The organism is Peribacillus sp. R9-11 (assembly GCF_031345095.1).
Lineage (GTDB): Bacteria > Bacillota > Bacilli > Bacillales > DSM-1321 > Peribacillus > Peribacillus butanolivorans.
On the sequence record NZ_CP133763.1, the window covers coordinates 5,497,519 to 5,513,358 of the forward strand.

Annotated in this window: 15 protein-coding genes; 1 reads left to right on the forward strand and 14 read right to left on the reverse strand. The window is 39.0% G+C overall.

Translation table 11 applies throughout. The annotated features are described in order from the left end of the window. Positions 1–11: 11 nt before the first annotated feature. The 11 genes from RE409_RS26710 to RE409_RS26760 all read right to left on the reverse strand — a co-directional run bounded on the left by RE409_RS26710 (position 12) and on the right by RE409_RS26760 (position 11,910). Entirely contained in the window at positions 12–878 is an 867-nt protein-coding gene (locus RE409_RS26710; RefSeq protein WP_201187501.1) for an ABC transporter permease, read from the reverse strand. Beyond that, the gene (locus tag RE409_RS26715) at positions 850–1,818 is read right to left on the reverse strand and encodes an ABC transporter permease (RefSeq protein ID WP_201188145.1); all 969 of its coding nucleotides are present in this window, start codon (positions 1,816–1,818) and stop codon (positions 850–852) included. Before RE409_RS26715 ends, RE409_RS26710 begins: the two co-directional genes overlap by 29 nt. A gap of 59 nt (positions 1,819–1,877) precedes the next feature. Beyond that, positions 1,878–3,497 carry an ABC transporter substrate-binding protein gene (locus RE409_RS26720; RefSeq protein WP_201187502.1) on the reverse strand — a complete coding sequence of 540 codons (1,620 nt, stop codon included), beginning with the start codon at positions 3,495–3,497 and terminating at the stop codon, positions 1,878–1,880. Positions 3,498–4,339: 842 nt separating this feature from the next. Continuing rightward, complete coding sequence (locus RE409_RS26725; RefSeq protein WP_053348459.1) at positions 4,340–4,945, reverse strand: thymidine kinase; 606 nt, start codon at positions 4,943–4,945, stop codon at positions 4,340–4,342. Positions 4,946–5,083: 138 nt separating this feature from the next. Further along, entirely contained in the window at positions 5,084–5,284 is a 201-nt protein-coding gene (rpmE, locus tag RE409_RS26730) for a 50S ribosomal protein L31 (RefSeq protein WP_053348458.1), read from the reverse strand. Positions 5,285–5,433: 149 nt separating this feature from the next. Beyond that, entirely contained in the window at positions 5,434–6,723 is a 1,290-nt protein-coding gene (gene rho / locus RE409_RS26735) for a transcription termination factor Rho (RefSeq protein WP_053348457.1), read from the reverse strand. A gap of 327 nt (positions 6,724–7,050) precedes the next feature. Further along, a complete protein-coding gene (gene glpX / locus RE409_RS26740; RefSeq protein WP_053348456.1) occupies positions 7,051–8,013 on the reverse strand; it encodes a class II fructose-bisphosphatase in 963 nt (320 codons plus the stop codon). A gap of 98 nt (positions 8,014–8,111) precedes the next feature. Next, positions 8,112–9,395, reverse strand: coding sequence for a UDP-N-acetylglucosamine 1-carboxyvinyltransferase (locus RE409_RS26745; protein ID WP_056524149.1), 1,284 nt, complete (start codon positions 9,393–9,395; stop codon positions 8,112–8,114). A gap of 211 nt (positions 9,396–9,606) precedes the next feature. Next, entirely contained in the window at positions 9,607–10,257 is a 651-nt protein-coding gene (gene fsa, locus RE409_RS26750; protein WP_053348454.1) for a fructose-6-phosphate aldolase, read from the reverse strand. 177 nt (positions 10,258–10,434) lie between these two features. Continuing rightward, a complete protein-coding gene (locus tag RE409_RS26755; protein ID WP_201187504.1) occupies positions 10,435–11,292 on the reverse strand; it encodes a class II fructose-bisphosphate aldolase in 858 nt (285 codons plus the stop codon). A 246-nt stretch (positions 11,293–11,538) separates the two neighbouring features. Further along, positions 11,539–11,910: a response regulator gene (locus RE409_RS26760; protein ID WP_053348452.1), complete on the reverse strand. Its 372-nt coding sequence runs from the start codon at positions 11,908–11,910 to the stop codon at positions 11,539–11,541. A 312-nt stretch (positions 11,911–12,222) separates the two neighbouring features. On the opposite strand from RE409_RS26760, the gene RE409_RS26765 reads away from it, so the two are divergent. Further along, complete coding sequence (locus tag RE409_RS26765) at positions 12,223–12,753, forward strand: DUF2529 domain-containing protein (protein ID WP_201187506.1); 531 nt, start codon at positions 12,223–12,225, stop codon at positions 12,751–12,753. Positions 12,754–12,799: 46 nt separating this feature from the next. Here RE409_RS26765 and RE409_RS26770 read toward each other — a convergent pair whose 3' ends face one another. The 3 genes from RE409_RS26770 to RE409_RS26780 all read right to left on the reverse strand — a co-directional run bounded on the left by RE409_RS26770 (position 12,800) and on the right by RE409_RS26780 (position 15,833). Further along, a complete protein-coding gene (locus tag RE409_RS26770) occupies positions 12,800–14,407 on the reverse strand; it encodes a CTP synthase (protein ID WP_056524140.1) in 1,608 nt (535 codons plus the stop codon). 475 nt (positions 14,408–14,882) lie between these two features. Further along, a complete protein-coding gene (rpoE, locus tag RE409_RS26775; protein ID WP_201187508.1) occupies positions 14,883–15,464 on the reverse strand; it encodes a DNA-directed RNA polymerase subunit delta in 582 nt (193 codons plus the stop codon). Between the two features lie 210 nt (positions 15,465–15,674). Then, entirely contained in the window at positions 15,675–15,833 is a 159-nt protein-coding gene (locus RE409_RS26780) for a hypothetical protein (protein ID WP_157443906.1), read from the reverse strand. Between the last annotated feature and the right edge of the window lie 7 nt (positions 15,834–15,840).

The following is a 15,840-nucleotide window of genomic DNA, read 5'->3' on the forward strand; positions in this document are numbered from 1 at the left end:
AGCATATCTGATTAATCTTGAGCCCTATTAGGATCTATGAGCATCCGGATATTCTCTCCAATCTGATCAAACGTTCTAACGATAATCAGCAAACAAAGCCCTGGAAAAAAGGCAAGCCACCACATACCTGAAGATAAGTACTTCATCGATTCTGATAGAATAATTCCAATTGCCGGCTCGTGAGGCGACAATCCTAAACCTAAAAATGTAACTGCCGCCTCATGTAAAATAACATGAGGAAACAGTAACATAAAACCAATTAAGAGTTGTGGAGCTATATGTGGAAGAATATGATGCAAAGCAATCCACCATTGGGATTTCCCCATTTTCTGTGAAACCTGAACATATTCCGCTGAACGGACTTGCATAACCTCTGCCCTGATGACTCGAGCAAGACTTGGCCAATGTGTTAAAGTTAATCCAATTACAATTCCTTTAAATCCTCCCCCTAATGTAAAAGCGATAAGAATAAGAGTTACGAGATGTGGTACACTCAGAAAAAGGTCGATGAGCCATGAAATAAGACGATCTGCCATTTTCCCCATTGTTGCTGCTGCCATACCCAAGAAAAGAGCAATTGACGCACTTCCAATTGCTCCAATCAATCCAACTCCTATACTTAAAGAAAGTCCCATTACCGTTCTTGTAAACATATCTCTACCTAACCAATCGGTACCAAAGAGATGGTCTAGGGATGGAGGAGCATTTCGATCATTAAGATTTGTTACAATTCTCCCCTCATCAATTAAAACACCTCCTAATATAACAATTACTAAAAAAATAATTGAAATTAGGATTATAAAAAGCGTCCGCTGCTTTCGATTCGAAGGAAGTTGTTTATGATTATCTTTATTTTTTAATTTGAGGCTTGAAATCATATCTTCTCCCCTCCCTCATTCTCGGATCTAATAAACGATAGCTCAAATCAGCCAGTAAATTTCCTACAAAAACAAATATTGTACTAAATATAACTAATCCCAATAAAAGGGGAACGTCTCCCCTTAGCCCCGCTTCTACCGTAGCCTGTCCTAAACCGGGATATGAAAAAACTTGCTCAGCCAGCACTGCTCCACCAAACAATTCACTAAAAGCCGCAAATTGCAAGGTAATCGCTGGCAAAGCAACATTACGTAATCCATGTCTCCAAAACAAGACAAAACCTTGTTCACCTCTCGCCCTAGCGAATAAGACATAATCACTAGCAAGAACATCAATCAGCTTCTGGCGCGTATGTAGTGCCACATTAGCGACCCCAACTATACTAAGTGTGATCGCTGGCAGAATAAGATGATTGATTCGATCCACCATTGTGACATTTTCCGCAAGGACCCCAGCTGGAACCCCCATTCCAATTGGAAACCATTTTAGCCAAACGGCAAAAACGATAAGAATAAGGAGCCCCATCCAGAAGGTAGGAGTTGAAGCTAGTGTGAAACAGTACCATTTTATTATTCGATCAACCCAAGTCCCCTTTTTCATTGCCGCTACAACACCCATGGCAAATCCAATCATACCTGATAATACCCAAGCTGATATCATGAGCGCTAGGGAATTTAAGAATCGTTCACCAATTATGTCAATTACCGGGCGGCGAAATATCATTGAAGTTCCTAAATCACCTGTTAGCAAAGCAGAGCCCCAATTCAAGAACTGCACCATAACTGGTTGGTCAACTCCCCAATATTCAGCTATCTTCTCCCGTTGCTCAGGTCCTACCTTCAACATATCTGCACCGATGTAGGCTTGAATTGGATCAATCGGAGAGTTTTTTATTAATAGAAAAGAAATTAAACAAATGGCAAATAATAATGTGACCATTCTTAAACCTTTCAACAATAAAAATAATCCAAGCTTTCCACCTATATATTTACGCACAGTTACTTAGTCCATTTCCATTCAACTATATTATCTGTTGCAGGCCAACCATGACCATGAACATGGATTCTTTGTTCTCCGATATCAAGTCCATCTTTCACTAAATATAAATGATCAATATTCACTAACCAGGCCCATGGAGCGTCGCCATTCGCACTTAAACCTGTTGTTCCATCCCATTGCGCTTTTTTCCAAAACTCAATTGCTTCTGTTTCACTTGTAGCGCGAAGAGCCTTTTCAAAATAATCATCTACCGTTTTGTTTTGATAAAAACCAGTATTATAATAGTCTACCCCTGCAAATTCACTACTATAAATGTTATACATCTCATGAGGGTCATGGCTTCCCCAACCTAAAAGGACAGCATTCGAATACATTTTCTTTTCAATAATATCCCAGCTTCCACCTTCTAATTTAATATGAATTCCTAGTGGCTCGATCATATCGGCCACAGAAATGGCAAGAGATTGTCTTATTGCATCACTCGCTAAGTAATAAAGAGTGAACTCCGCTTTCAAAGAGTCTTTCTCAAGAATCCCATCTCCATCTGTATCCTTCCACCCGGCTTCTTTCAAAAGTTTTCGCGCACCGTCCAAATCAGCATCTTTAATGACTGTATCTGGGTTCCACCAAGGAAGGCCATCCACTGAAGTATAGGCTGGAGTCCCGCGTCCTTCTAAGACTCCATCCACAAGTGCTTTTCGGTCTACTCCAATATTTATCGCATGACGAATAGCTGGATCGGCTGTTACATCGTTACCAATTGGTAAACCATCTTCAGTAAAATCCCCTGACTTTATAAATGGGAAGACGATTCCCCGATTATCTACGGTTTTTACTGATTCCAGTCTCATTCCAGGTACTTCCTGGTTACTAAACGCAGCTGGTATATAGGCAAGATCAACCTTTCCCGCTTGTGCAGCAGCAAATGACGCATCCTCGTTTAAGAATAAAAAGGTTATCTTTTTAAAATACGACTTTTTGTCATAGTATTCAGGATTAGCCTTTATAATAAGCTGTTGCCCCTTGTCCCATTGAACGAGCTGATAAGGCCCTGAACCTATAGGGTTTTCAGCATAGTCTGCTCCATATGCATGTTTTGGGACAATTCCCGTTCCTACTAAAGAATTAACAAATGTTGATTGAGGTTCTTTTAATGTGAATTTTACTGTGTAATCATCCATTGCCTCTACTTTATCCATACCATTAAGATCAACAACTGACCCATTTTTAGTAGCTGTTTCAAATGTAAAGACTACATCATCAGCGGTTAATGGTTGACCGTCTGAAAATTTCACATCCTTACGCAAGATTACAGTCCAAACCTTGCCATCTTCATTGACTTTATAACTGGTTGCAATATCATTTACAATGTTTAACTTGTTATCTCTTTTTAGTAGAGTACTCTGGAATAGCGGTGAACCATAACGTCCCCATCCAGTCGTTGGATCAAAACCTGCTTCAGGCTCAGATCCAAAAGCCATCACAAGTTCGTCCTTTTTCTTCTGAATACCCTCACCATTTGCATCACCAGATTGATCGAGTTGTTGATTACAACCCCCTAACATAAAAGATGAAACTAATGTAGCTAATACTATAATTCCAAACAATTTCTTTTTCATTTGTCACACCCCATAAATTAATATCTTTCTAATAAAGGTTAAATACTTAACCCGCCTGTAAAATTAGGTGAATTTCACGGGTGCATACCTCACCCGATTTACAGGAATAAACAACTAATTGGTACACAAAAAATACATTATTCAATTAATTCAGATACGTATAAGGCAAATGTCCATAGCATCTTTCTGGCAGGTGTTGTTACAGGAGGTATTACAAATCATGACTACGATGAAGATAAACAATTTCGCGGAATAAAAATTGTGGAAACTAAACTACATAAAATAGCATAAGACGAGAATAGGCACCTGCTGATTTGGTGTCTATTCTCGTCTATCCCTTATCTAAATAGTTTATTTGATAATAAACAGCTTTATTATCTACTGAAGGACTCACTTTGCAAGAGATATTAGAAAAGAATTTTTTCCATACAACAACAACAACAACAATAGTAAACGACTTTTGTGTCAAGTATACGATTTTTTCTATAATTAAACAACTCTATTATTAGCATAAAATCAAGTTTGATAAAACTCTAAATCAAGAATTTAAAAGCAATTGAATGCGGTAACGTATAGGACTGAATAGTTTTGAGTAGGCGAGAGGGGGAATAGAAAAATGAAGAGACTTATACAGGTCTAATGATTGATCCATGAAAGGGACACACAGGGCTAAATAAGTAACAACAAAGGATACCCTCTTGAATTTGATATCAATAAAACACAAGGTTTTGCCACTCTAACACTCAAGGTAATAGCAGTTTTCCCTTAGGCTCTTTTTTAGCTGAACTTCTGTAATTAATAAAAGTGCCCTAAGATCTCTTTGGACCTTAAGGCACCATGATTTAAATATGTTCTTTAATCCCTGCCGTCTGCTTGCCTGGGACTTCGTGGTGATGGCGGCAACGGGGCTCGTATGATTCCGATGCGCCTACAAGGATGATCGGCTCATCATAGGAGGCCGGTGCACCATTAATCAATCGTTGTGTCCTGCTCGCAGGTGATCCGCACACTTCACACACAGCCTGTAGCTTTGTTACTGATTCCGCTAGCGACAATAAAGCAGGCATAGGACCGAATGGTTCACCTCTGAAATCTTGATCGAGTCCTGCCATAATCACTCGATAACCGCTGTCCGCAAGATGCTGGGCAACCCCTACAATTTCATGATCAAAAAATTGCACTTCATCTATTGCAATGATATCTAAGGGCTTGTCTAAATACTTAAAAATATCTGTTGAATGGGCAATAGGTTTTGCCATCACAGAGGACCCATTGTGTGATACGACAGCCTCTTCCGCATAGCGATTATCTATAGCAGGTTTAAAAACAGCTATTTGCTCTTTAGCAAATTGAGCACGGCTGACTCGTTTAATCAATTCCTCAGATTTACCTGAAAACATGCTTCCGCAAATAAGCTCGATCCAGCCTGTTTGTTTCATTACATACATGGAAACAGCTACTCCCTTCCACCTGTCAATCCCTTGGCCATAATGGAATTAGACCCGGCTTTATATAAATTCAAACTTGTTTACAGAAAAGAAAAAACAGGCAAGAAAAATACTTGCCTGTTTTTTGAAAAGTCCGGCTTATTTAATACCGTATTTTTTGTTGAAACGATCAACACGTCCGCCAGCTTCAGCGAATTTTTGACGACCAGTATAGAATGGGTGGCATTCTGAACAAGTCTCAACTTTGATCTCTTCTTTAACTGAACCAGTTTCAAAAGTGTTTCCGCAAGAGCAAGATACTTTTGAAAGTTTATAATTTGGATGAATTCCAGTTTTCATTCTTTTCAGCTCCTTCTGCCCTGAATCATTCGAAACAGAGTTATATACTTCAAGGTGTGGGAAAAGTACCCTCACATTTATTGTAAAAACACATGAACTCATTATAGCAACTTAAGAGTAGTTGTGCAACAGTTTGTTTCTTTCCCTGTTTACGAACGTTTTGCGTTTGCTGGTCCCTTTTTCATTTCTAACATCTCTTCATCCAACTTACTGAAAAATTCTTCATTTCCTTTTGTCTGTTTTAAACGGCGAAGGAATTTTTCGGCAAAATCAGGTGAATCAGACATTGTTTTCCGAATTGCCCAAAGTTTATCCAAACGATCTTTCGGAATTAACAGTTCTTCTTTACGAGTACCAGAGCGACGAATATCAATCGCTGGGAAAATACGTCTTTCTGCAAGGGCCCGATCTAAATGAAGCTCCATATTACCTGTACCTTTAAACTCTTCATAAATGACGTCGTCCATTCGGGAACCTGTATCTACCAAAGCTGTAGCAAGAATCGTCAAGCTACCACCCTCTTCGATATTTCTAGCTGCACCGAAAAAACGTTTTGGCCGGTGAAATGCAGCCGGGTCAATCCCTCCGGATAGTGTACGACCGCTTGGCGGAATGACAAGGTTGTATGCACGTGCCAGACGAGTAATACTGTCCATTAAAATAATAACATCACGTTTATGTTCAACTAGGCGCATTGCCCGTTCTAACACTAGTTCTGCCACTTTGATATGGTTCTCCGGCACTTCATCGAACGTCGAACTAACCACGTCCCCAGCCACGGAACGTTCAATGTCTGTTACTTCTTCCGGACGTTCATCAATAAGCAATACAATCAATTCCGATTCCGGATGATTCGTGGTTATGGCATTAGCAATTTCTTTGATTAACATCGTTTTACCAGCCTTTGGCGGTGCAACAATCAAACCACGCTGTCCAAAACCAACAGGTGCTAAGACATCCATAATTCTCGTTGATAAATTCTTCGGTGTTGTTTCCAGTTTAATTTGTCTGTTTGGATACAGCGGTGTTAAGCCTGGGAAATGAACACGCTCTTTAGCGGACTCTGGGTTATCTCCATTGACAGCTTCAACATGCAGCAATCCATAATAACGCTCGTTTTCTTTTGGCGGCCTAACCTTACCGGAAACCTTATCACCGTTACGCAAATCAAATCTGCGGATCTGCGAAGCAGAAATATAGATATCCTCCGAGCTTGGAGAATAGTTAATTGGACGTAAGAAACCAAAGCCCTCTGAAGGGATAATCTCTAAAACGCCTTCCATGAACAGAAGACCATCTTGCTCAGCTTGTGCCTTTAAGATTGCGAAAATAAGTTCCTTTTTTGACAGTTTGCTGTAATAGGAAACTTTATATTCACGCGCGTGCTCATAGAGGTCCTTTAGTTTCATGTTTTCTAAATTGGAAATAGTTAAATTCATTATGACACCACACTTTTATTAATTAAACGTTTTCACCCATACTGAAAAAGAAATGGTTTGTTAAATGGAAGAAAAACCGCAATCCATGTACCCGACCAGAGTTTTCTTAGAAAGGATGATACATTTTTACATGTAAAGAAGAAAATTATTTGAAGGCTTCTTGAAGTTTGGAGTGAAAGGGCAGATTATATATATTCAAATCAATTATTAGTAGACCAAGCTTTATTTTACTTTTTTTATTTTAATTATTCAACTTAAATTTTTTTATAGAGAAAGCGAGCGATGAAACCGCTCGCTTTCTCTCGGTAATTTTTTATGAAAATAGTCTCAGTCAATTAAGCCATTCGGTTTAATTTTTAGACTATGTCTTCCATCAATGAAACGAACGGTACCTGATTTAGCACGCATGACTACGGATTGTGTTTCACCGTAATGGCCTTTAAATTGAACACCACGTAAAAGTTCTCCATCCGTCACACCTGTTGCAGCAAAAATTGCATCATCTCCGCGAACCAGATCTTCCATTCTCAAGACTTTCCCTAACTCAAGACCCATTTTCCCACAGCGAGCCACTTCTTCTTCACTTTGAGGAAGAAGCTTACCTTGAATTTCTCCTCCGAGGCATTTCAAAGCCACAGCTGCAATAACTCCCTCTGGAGCTCCGCCTGATCCGAATAATATGTCAACACCAGTTAAGTCGAATGCCGTATTAATGGCACCAGCAACATCTCCATCGTTGATTAACTTAATCCGGGCACCTGCCTCACGAAGTTCATGAATGATCTTCGAATGACGATCGCGGTTTAATACCGTTGCGACTACGTCTTGAATATCTTTATTTTTTGCTTTGGCTACCGCTTTCAGGTTGTCCAGTACTGATGCATTGATATCAATCTGTCCAACTGCCTCAGGACCAACTGCTATTTTGTCCATATACATATCCGGAGCATGAAGCAGATTCCCTTTATCTGCAATCGCCAAGACTGCTAAAGCATTCCAACCTCCTGATGCAACGATATTCGTTCCTTCTAAAGGATCAACCGCAACATCCACTAATGGCCCAAGCCCAGTACCAAGCTTCTCACCAATATAAAGCATTGGAGCTTCATCCATTTCCCCTTCACCGATTACAACTGTACCTTGCATAGGAATTGTATTGAAAACATCCCGCATTGCAGTTGTTGCTGCATCATCTGCTTCGTCTTTCTTTCCTCTTCCCATCCAACGTGCAGAAGATAGCGCCGCCGCCTCTGTCACGCGAACAAGCTCCATCGATAAACTTCTTTCCATTCTTGGTTCCCCCTCAATGTGCACTAGCATGCTTTATTTATATATTAGTATAACACATTACTTTATATATGTAACACAATGAGGCAGCAAGAAACGGATCAGCTTTTAAGCTGCTCCACTTCTTCTTCCGTCATTTCTTCACGCCAAATCGTTGCTCCCAAACCTGAAAGTTTCTCTACAAGATGACTGTATCCACGATCTATATGCTCAAGCCCGGTCACTTCAGTAATCCCTTCTGCCATTAAGCCGGCAATTACTAAAGCTGCTCCGGCACGTAAATCACTTGCCTTTACTTTTGCACCGTGAAGTTGAACCGGACCATTAATAATTGCGGCTCTGCCTTCGACTTTAATCTTTGCATTCATGCGCCGCAGTTCATCTATGTGCTTAAAGCGGGCCCCGTAAATCGTATCGGTCACCATGCTAGAACCACTTGCTTTTGTTAGAAGAGACGTGAAGGGCTGCTGAAGATCTGTTGGAAACCCAGGGTAAACTAACGTCTTGATATCAACCGCTTTATATTTCTCACCTGGAGAAACAAAGATTTGATCATCACCAGCCTCAATATTTATGCCCATTTCCCGCATTTTGGCCGTTAACGACTCTAAATGCTGGGGAATGACATTATCAATCAAGATGCCTTCGCCGACTGCTGCGGCTAAAATCATGAAAGTTCCAGCTTCTATCCGATCAGGTATGATCGTATGTCTGCAACCATGCAAACTGTCCACACCATCAATACGGATAATATCCGTTCCAGCACCCTTGATTTTTGCTCCCATATTGGTCAACAACGTGGCAACATCAATGATCTCCGGTTCTTTCGCTGCATTTTCAATAACTGTCCTTCCTTTAGCCAAAACGGCAGCAAGCATAATATTAATCGTTGCCCCGACGCTCACGACATCCAAATAGATACGTGCGCCTCGTAGCTCATCTGCCCTTAAGTAAATAGCACCTTGTTCATTCGTCACTTGTGCGCCAAGTGCTTCAAAACCTTTTATATGCTGATCTATTGGTCGAGGACCTAAATGGCAACCTCCAGGCAGGCCAATCACAGCCTTTTTAAACTTCCCTAGCATCGCGCCCATTAAATAATAAGAGGCACGTAATTTCTTCACTCTTCCGTTAGGCAGAGGCATTGAAATCATCCTGCTGGGGTCTACTGTCATTTCTCCATCATTAAAGGCAACATCGCCGCCAATTTCCTCCATTAACTCTTTCAGCATCTCAACATCTGAGATATCAGGCAAGCCTTCTATCGTTACAGGAGAGTCCGCTAAAATTGTTGCAGGAATCAAGGCGACCGCACTATTTTTTGCACCGCTGACACGAATGCTTCCCTTTAGAGGATAGCCACCGGCAATTTTAAGTTTTTCCATAATATACTCCCTTCCACGCTAAGCACTTAGAAGCTACTTCCAAAAAGTAATATTTTACCACAAGAAAATTGCATAATCCGACAACATTTACTATCTAGTTTCTTAGTTTACACAAAAATAGAAAAGTCATGTAAAAAAATGATAAAAATTTCTAATTTTGTTTATTTCCATTTTACCGGTGCAATTTATAGCGACTTAGCGGCAAGGTAAATTATGCTTCTGTACGAGAATTCCAATCCTTCAAGAAAGCTTCAATCCCTTTATCTGTTAATGGGTGATGGAATAATTGCATTAAGACTTTATAAGGAATCGTTGCAATATGGGCTCCTTTAAGAGCAGCTTCTGTAATATGCATCGGGTGACGAATTGAAGCTGCGATAATTTCAGCATTGATATCATGAATTGCAAAAATATCAGCAATATCAGAGATTAAATCCAGGCCATTTTGACCGATATCATCTAAGCGTCCTAAAAATGGAGAAACATAAGTTGCTCCTGCCCTAGCAGCTAATAATGCCTGGTTGGCACTAAAAATAAGGGTAACATTTGTTTTGACTCCTTGTTTTGTTAAAGCCGCAACAGCCTTCAATCCGTCTGGAGTCATTGGTACTTTAATGGTGATATTAGGGGCAATAGCAATAAGTTCTTGAGCTTCAGCCATCATTCCCTCAAAATCAAGCGCAATGACTTCTGCAGAAACAGATTCCTTTACAAGGCTTGTAATTTCTTTTAAACGGTCATGGAAAGATACACCTTTTTCTCTTGCAACAAGAGACGGGTTAGTCGTAACTCCTGCTAATACGCCAAGTTCGTGCGCTTGTTTGATTTCTTCCATGTTTGCTGTATCAATAAAGAATTTCATAAGTTTTCCTCCGTATGTAATCTTTTTTTTTTGCTGTATATGCATCTGAATTCTAATTGTTCAAAAAACAAAGTGCGATTTTTGGCCGCACGTATAAATAGATACCATCAAAGGGGAAGAGTGCCCCTCCGATGGATATTCTAAATTTAAAAATGATAAAACCTAATGGCTATAGAATTACGCTTTACCGTTTGAACCAAATTCCCTTATCTTTCCGATGACAGTCTCTTTAATCGCTTCACGGCCAGGTCCCAAGAATTTACGAGGATCGTAAACTTCTGAGTTGCTATTTAGAACCTCACGTACAGCTTTTGTGAAAACAATCTGATTTTCAGTATTCACATTGATTTTTGATGTTCCAAAAGAGATCGCTTTTTGGATATCTTTCGTAGGAATACCTGTACCGCCATGGAGTACTAGAGGTTTGTGTGTTAAATCCCGTACCTCTTCCATTTCTTTATAGCCTAGGTTAGGTTCTCCTTTATATGGACCATGAACAGATCCCAATGCTGGTGCAAAGCAGTCAACATTCGTTTCTTTAACTAGCTGTTCGCACTCTTGAGGGTCTGCATATACGACTCCATCAGCGATTATATCGTCTTCTTGTCCACCAACAGTGCCCACTTCTGCCTCAACGGAAACATTGCGTGCGTGAGCATATTCAACAACTTTCTTCGTCGTCTCAATATTTTCTTCAATTGGGTGATGTGAAGCATCGATCATTACAGACGTAAATCCTGCCTCGATAGCTTCTTTACATTTATCAAAGCTTGAACCATGGTCAAGATGAATTGCCACAGGTACTGTGATTTTCATGTCTTCCAATAAACCTTGAACCATCATAACTGTCGTTTTGAAACCACCCATATGACGGGCAGCCCCTTCAGAAACACCAAGAATGACTGGAGATTTTTCTTCTTCTGCAGCAGCTAGAATAGCTTGTGTCCATTCCAGATTATTAATATTAAATTGACCTACTGCATATTTTTCATCAAGAGCTTTATTCAGCATATCTTTCATAGAAACTAAAGGCATTTGATTTCCTCCTACTAGTGAATGTTTATTATTTAAAGTTAATTCTATCTAGATATTCCCTAAAACCTTTGGAACATACACTTATAAATCGGAATATCTCTCCTCTTTTAGCATATCAATACATGAAAAAAACAGCAACAAATTCACTATATCAAGTCTCAAATTTATTCCAAAAAAACACGGCCAATCTTTTAAAAGATAGCCGTGGCATTCTTTAATTTATAATAATATTAATCATAAAGACTGTTAACTTGATTGAATTGGCAAGTATTCACGCACAGCTTTTCTAATATCATCAATGTCAAACGGCTTGGCAAAGTGAGTCATGGCTCCTAAGTCTTTTGCTTCTTGAATCATATCAAGTTCACCATAAGCGGTCATAATAATGACCCGAATGTCTGGATCAACTACCTTCATCCGCTTCAAAATCTCAATTCCATCCATTCCTGGAATCTTCATATCCAGTAATACAAGATCAGGTGAATGATTATTTAACACTTCTAAGGCTTGAATGCCATTCGCTGCTTGAAATGTATCATACCCTTCTTTATGTAAAACCTCGTTCAATAAAATACGAATCCCAAATTGATCATCAACAATTAATATTTTCCCTGACATTTTTTCACCTCACCTCTTCCCAATTTATTATTATAAAAAATGTATCTGCCTGACTAAATTACCTGCCAAAGGGTAGTTCGTTAGATTGCCGTCAAATTACATAGATGTCAATGCTTCTATTTTATCACTGATTTCTATGTTCATATTCGATAATTGTAACAAAATTCCTGCCATATGGCTAAAAGGATTTATATTTTTTTGTTTTTTCAATCGATTATGTAAATTCGTCTTTTCAGCCTTAAGCCCCGAAACCTGTCAATGCAGGGGAAAGTCCTTTATAATAGGGGTACTATTTTTAAAGGAGTTTCTAGCATGTTAAAAATTTTTTCGACGCAGATAAGTGGTTTATTTAATAAAATGATGGAAAAGGAAGCCTTCGAAATGGAGGATGCAGGACGCTTGTTAGCTCAGGCTGCGGTTGGAGACGGATCTGTTTTTGTACACGGGTTCGGCGAAATGCAAGGAGTGGCAGCTGAAGCGTTGGAAGGGGCGGAACCCTTTCCTAAAGCAAAAAGATACGAAGATGGCGCGGCTATTTCCCGAGAAGATCGGTTTCTTTTATTCAGCCGTCATTCAGACGATTCAGAAGCCGTAAAGCTGGCTAAACAGCTTCAGAAGGAGGATATACCATTTGTTGCGGTTTCAACAGCTGTTCCATCAGAAGAAGAATCGCTTTTGGAGCTTGCTGATGTACATATAGATTTACGAATTCAACGAGGCTTAATCCCCGATGAAACAGGAAATCGATATGGATATCCAACCCTCATCGCTGCTCTTTTTGCTTATTATGGAATTAAATTCACCCTTGTAGAAATTATTCAAGAATATGAAAATGAAGATTAATTCTTCAATAAAAAAAAACAGCCACATGGGCTGTTTTTTTGTTTTATTATTGTTTTTTATTGTTTTTTAAAGACATGCCAACGAAGTCACGGAATAGTGGCTGTGGACGGTTAGGACGTGACGTGAATTCCGGGTGGAATTGTGAAGCCACGAACCAAGGATGATCTTTTAATTCAATGATTTCAACTAGGCGACCATCTGGGCTTGTACCAGAAAAGACAAATCCTGCCTCTTCCATAGCTGGACGGTAATGGTTGTTGAATTCATAACGGTGACGGTGACGTTCATAAACAACCTCATCATTATACGCTTCGTATGCTTTAGTTCCTTCGATAAGCTTACAAGGGTATAGACCAAGACGCAGTGTACCACCCAAATCTTCTACATCCTTTTGCTCAGGAAGAAGGTCAATAATTGGGTCTGGAGTTTCCTCATTAATTTCAGCTGAGTGCGCTTCTGTCAATCCTAGAACGTTGCGTGCATATTCAATGGATGCCAACTGCATACCTAAACAGATTCCGAAGAATGGTGTTTTTGTGGTGCGGGCAAATTCAGTAGCTGCAATTTTCCCTTCGATTCCACGATCTCCAAATCCTCCAGGAACAAGGATTCCATCTGCATCTTGAAGAAGTTCAGCCACATTTTCTTTTGTAACATCTTCAGAATTTACCCAGTCGATTTCAACATCCGCATCAAATGCGTAACCTGCATGCTTAAGTGCTTCCACAACAGAAAGGTAAGCATCTTGCAATTCAACATATTTTCCGACAAGAGCGATTTTCGTTTTCTTTGATAAAGAAGTAACCTTTTTGACAAGCTCTTTCCAATCTTCCATATCCGCTTCGCCACAGTCCAATTTCAAGTGATCACAAACGATTTGGTCCATGTTTTGTGCTTGAAGCGCAAGAGGGATAGAGTAAAGTGTATCTGCATCTAGACATTCGATAACTGAATTTTTATCGATATCGCAGAATAACGCAATTTTATCCTTCATATCTTGTGAAATTGGGCTTTCTGTACGTGCAACGATGATATTCGGCTGAATTCCAAGACTACGTAATTCTTTTACACTATGCTGTGTCGGTTTTGTTTTCATTTCACCAGCAGCTTTGATGTAAGGAACAAGTGTACAGTGGATATACATAACATTATTGATTCCGATATCACTTTTAATTTGACGAATCGCTTCAAGGAATGGAAGAGACTCAATATCCCCGACCGTACCACCGATTTCAGTGATGACTATATCCGCATTAGTTTCATTACCTGAACGGAATACCCGTTCTTTAATTTCATTTGTGATATGGGGAATAACTTGAACTGTTCCACCTAAGTAGTCGCCACGGCGCTCTTTTCTTAGGACGGTTGAATAAATTTTACCTGTTGTCACATTGCTGTGTTTACCAAGGTTAATGTCAATAAAACGCTCGTAATGACCAAGGTCCAAATCTGTTTCAGCACCATCATCTGTTACAAACACTTCACCATGTTGATAAGGACTCATTGTCCCTGGATCTAAGTTAATATAAGGGTCAAATTTTTGAATCGTTACATTCAAGCCTCTATTTTTTAAAAGTCTACCTAAAGAAGCAGCTGTTATCCCTTTTCCTAAGGAAGAAACTACTCCACCTGTTACAAAAATATATTTTGTCATCTCATATCCTCCTATAGAATGTTTTCATCCAATGCTGTTCTCTTACTTTTTCAAATACATTTAAAACAGAACCCGCATCTTTATGATATAAATTAATTTTCTGCCGCCACACTGGCGGTTTAAAAGCACAAGGCAGGTTTTAACTTCTTGTCCTTTTCGTTTAAGACCGCAAAGCAGTACAAACCAATAATTACTTAAAGGTCTTTAGTGAGAGTCATGCCGGATACACGAATAAGAATAAATTTCCTTAAATGACAGTAACATTTAATTATGTTCTCTATAGTTTTACCCTTATAAGAGAAATCATTTTAAAAAAATAAAAAAATGATGTCATTTATTCATTCCATCATTAAAAACAAAAACGCTCCGCTTACAATAAAAGTAAGGGAGCGATATAATTTAATCATTGTGTCCTTTTTTAAGGAGCCCAAAAATGATTCTACAAATTTCGCCTTAAAAAGTCAAGGGCGATTATTTATTTCTCATGATCTTCATCAAGCTCTTCTTCGTCTTCATCTTCGTCCTCATCGTCTTCTATGACAAATGCTTCGTCTTCAATTATTTCTTCTTCTAGATCGTCATCATCGTCTACGTCATCTTCTAAAAGTTCCTCGTCGATTACTGGAGCACCTAAAAGATCATCGTCGTCGTCATCCTCATCTTCGTCTAAATCATCGATATCTTCTTCAAAATCAAGATCTTCATCTTCAAGCTCATCGAAATCGTCGACAACCACAGCGGCTTTTTTAGCTTTCTTTTTCTTCTTCGGTTTTACAACATGTACAACTTCTTCTTCAATTTGGTCAACTGGGTACCATGTTTTCAATCCCCAGCGGTTGTCTCCAAGTGAAGTAAATCGGCCATCTACATTCAAATCTGTATAGAATTGAGCAATTCTTTTTGCCACTTCTGCTTTAGATAAATGATGAAGCGTAGCTAACTCACTTATTAAATCTTTAAATGGAATCGGTTCATTTCTTTCCACTAACAAATCATATGCCATCTCTATTAAGGACATTTCCAATAACTGCTCTTTTGAGTATTGTTTTAAACTCAAATTCCGCACTTCCCTTCTCTATTCAAACACTAAATTCTGTGTTTTTTCACATAAAAAAATAATCTAAAACAGTATTTCGATAAAATAACGACAATTCCTGCTAGACATATACTCCATTATAAACAATCTAATTGGGTTTATGCTAGTTCTATCTGATACTTTCACAGATTTACCCTTACGTTTATGTAAACAGAAATCTTTAAACAGATTTTATTTACTCTTCAATGATTTCTGACGATAGGCTGCAGTAAAAAATACTACAGATAGAATAAAAAAGGAAACGGCGCCTAATTGATGCTCATACAACTCAAATAAAATAATGATAGCAAAAATATAACCTATGATTAATCCAATCATCTTCAGGTTCATTTTCTCA